At 63.5% G+C, this 255-nt stretch carries 1 pseudogene; it reads left to right on the forward strand.

Features of this window, described 5'->3' with window-relative positions:
* Nucleotides 1-255 (forward strand): annotated as a pseudogene (gene groEL, locus AB4Y42_RS44690) (chaperonin GroEL); the annotation flags it as partial.

A 255-nucleotide genomic window follows, 5' to 3' on the forward strand; every position in this document is an offset into this window, starting at 1 on the left:
CACGTCCAAGGCAGGCAAGCCCCTGCTGATCGTCGCGGAAGACATTGATGGTGAAGCACTGGCCACGCTTGTGGTCAACGCGATGCGCGGCATCCTGAAGGTCGCCGCCGTCAAGGCGCCCGGTTTCAGCGATCGTCGCAAGGCCATGCTCGAGGACATCGCCATCCTCACGGGCGCGACCGTCATCTCGGAAGAGACCGGCAAGCAGTTGCAGAAGGCCACGCTCGAGGATCTCGGGTCGGCAAAACGCGTCGA

Source organism: Paraburkholderia sp. EG286B (assembly GCF_040965655.1).
Taxonomy (GTDB): Bacteria; Pseudomonadota; Gammaproteobacteria; order Burkholderiales; family Burkholderiaceae; genus Paraburkholderia.